The organism is Kitasatospora sp. NPDC056138 (genome assembly GCF_042264695.1).
GTDB lineage: Bacteria > Actinomycetota > Actinomycetes > Streptomycetales > Streptomycetaceae > Kitasatospora.
Genome location: NZ_JBHJVK010000157.1, coordinates 1 through 2,272, shown reverse-complemented (window position 1 = coordinate 2,272; position 2,272 = coordinate 1). Strand labels below are relative to the sequence as shown.

The window sequence follows — 2,272 nt, the reverse complement described above, 5'->3', positions numbered from 1 at the left end:
GCAGGCCTTGCTGTACCGCGGCGCTCAGATCGAGGTCGCCGAGCAGGGTCGCGGCCAGCAGGTGCGGCGGTCCGGTCAGGGACGCGGTGGGGTGGTCGACCCGGCCGGCGTGGGTGTGCACCGAGCCGTCCTTGACTTCGATGACCAGGTCTTCGTTGCCGTCGGCGTGCAGTTGCAGGGCGATTGCCGGCTGGTCGGGACGGTGGTCGGTCAGTGCCCGGGCGGGCATGTCCAGCCAGTGGGTGCGGAAGGTGTCGCTGCCGGCCGGCTCGCGCAACAGCGGAATTCCCCATCGGCTCAGTTCCTGCAGCACCGGCTCCAGCGCGCGGCCACGCTCGGTGAGGGAGAACAGGGTGGTGGCCACCGGCGGCGGGGCGGCCTTGCGGTGGATCAGGCCGGCTTCCTCCAGTTCGCGGAGCCGGTCGACCAGCAGATTACTGGCGATCCCGGGCAGCCCGTTGCGCAGGTCGGTGTGCCGGCACGGACCCAGGGCGAGCAGTTCACGGACGATCAGCAGGGTCCACCGGTCGCCGATGGTGTCCAGTGCTTTCGCGATGCCGCAGTACTGCCCGTAGGTGCGCATGCCACCACCCTACCTTGCGGCGTTGAGATTCAGAACTCTCTTGTTGACTTTCTCAACAACGGCGGTCTAGCGTCGCTGCCCATGACCACCACCCTTTCCGTGCGTCGGCTGGCCTGGGCCGGCGTCGAGATCCGTCTCGGCGACACCCGCCTGCTGATCGACCCGCTTGAGAACGTCGCTCCGCTGGCGCCGGTGATGGGGCCGCCGCACCGGCCGGTCGACCCGGTCGACACCCCGCCCGGCACCCACGCCCTCATCACCCACCTGCACCCCGACCACTACGACCACGACCTGATCGCCCGGATCGCGGCCACCGGCACGATCGGCTGCCACACCCCGAGCGCGGCGGCGCTGCAAGAGGCGGGCATCACCCCCGTTGCCCAGGACCTGGGCCGGTCACGCCGCATCGGAGAGCTGACCGTCACCCCGGTGACCTCGCTGGACTGGCGCGGCAACGACTGCGACCAGGTCGCCTGGGTCGTCGAAGGCGCCGGTCGGCGGATCATCCACTGCGGCGACACCCAGTGGCACGGCAGCTGGTGGCAGATCGCCCGCGACCACGGCCCGTTCGACGTCGCGTTCGTCCCGGTCAACGGCGTCATCGCCCACTTCGAGGGCTACGCGGCCAACGTCCCGGCGACCATGACCCCCGAGCAGGGCGTCGAGGCCGCCGTCGCGCTCGGCGCCGGCACCGTCTGCGCCATGCACTACGGCCTGTTCCACAACCCGCCGTTCTACACCGAACAACCCGACATCGAGCAGCGCTTCCAGCACGCCGCCGACGAGCGCGGCATCACCGCGGCCATCATCGCCGACGGCCGGCCCGTCCTTTGACCATCAGAAAACATCAGAGACCATCAGAAACAAGGAGCAACACATGAAGATCGTCCTGTTCGGTGCCGGCGGCAACATCGGCCGGCCCACCACCGAGGAACTACTGCGTCGCGGCCACACCGTCACCGCGGTCACCCGAGCCGGCCACGTCGACGGACTCAAGCACAAGGCCCTGACCGTGACCACCGGTGACGTCACGGACGCCGCCGCGGTCGCCGGCCTCGCCGCCTCCCACGACGCCGTACTGTCGGCCGTCGGCCCCCGGATCGGCCAGGAGGACGACCGCGCCACGATCGTCGGTGCCGCCCGTGCGCTGATCGACGGACTCCGCCGAGCCGGCGTCACCCGCCTGGTCACCATCGGCGGTGCCGGCAGCCTGCGCACGCCGACCGGCGCCCGGGTCATGGACGACCCGGACTTCCCCGCGCTGTGGAAGGCCAACGCCGAGGCCCAGTCCGAAGCGCTCGACCTCTACCGCGGCGTGCACGACCTCGACTGGACGTACGTGTCGCCCGCCGCGGTCATCGCAGCGGGCGAGCGGACCGGGGCCTACCGCAGCGCCGGGGACACCCTGCTCACCGACGACGACGGCAACAGCCGCATCTCGTACGCCGACTACGCGATCGCCTTGGCCGACACGATCGAGAGCGGCACCGCGATCCGCCGCCGCATCACCGTGGCGTACTGAGCCATGAGCAACGACGCCGCCGGCCCGCACACCCGATTCATCGTCCTGCTCGCAGCGCTCGTGGCCCTGGGACCACTGTCCATCGACGGCTACCTGCCCGGACTGCCGGACCTCGCCGGCGACCTGCGCGCCAGCGCCACGGCCACCCAGCTCACCATCACCGCCTG

3 protein-coding genes are annotated in these 2,272 nt (G+C 70.8%); 2 read left to right on the top strand and 1 reads right to left on the bottom strand.

Going from position 1 to position 2,272, the window contains the following annotated elements; all coding sequences use genetic code 11:
• On the bottom strand, positions 1 to 583 hold a 583-nt coding region (locus ACFC1R_RS38710), incomplete at its 3' end, for a winged helix-turn-helix transcriptional regulator (protein WP_375946413.1).
• A gap of 81 nt (positions 584 to 664) precedes the next feature.
• On the opposite strand from ACFC1R_RS38710, the gene ACFC1R_RS38705 reads away from it, so the two are divergent.
• Together ACFC1R_RS38705 and ACFC1R_RS38700 are read left to right on the top strand one after the other, a co-directional pair.
• Positions 665 to 1,417, top strand: coding sequence for an MBL fold metallo-hydrolase (locus ACFC1R_RS38705; protein WP_375946412.1), 753 nt, complete (start codon positions 665 to 667; stop codon positions 1,415 to 1,417).
• Positions 1,418 to 1,460: 43 nt separating this feature from the next.
• On the top strand, positions 1,461 to 2,105 hold the full coding sequence (locus ACFC1R_RS38700) for an NAD(P)-dependent oxidoreductase (RefSeq protein ID WP_375946411.1): 645 nt from the start codon (positions 1,461 to 1,463) through the stop codon (positions 2,103 to 2,105).
• The last annotated feature ends 167 nt before the right edge of the window (positions 2,106 to 2,272 follow it).

What these genes read in the sequence shown, in the direction of transcription:
- ACFC1R_RS38705 (WP_375946412.1), top strand. Translation starts at nt 665, where the DNA reads ATGACCACCACCCTTTCCGTGCGTCGGCTGGCCTGGGCCGGCGTCGAG.
- ACFC1R_RS38700 (WP_375946411.1), top strand. Translation starts at nt 1,461, where the DNA reads ATGAAGATCGTCCTGTTCGGTGCCGGCGGCAACATCGGCCGGCCCACC.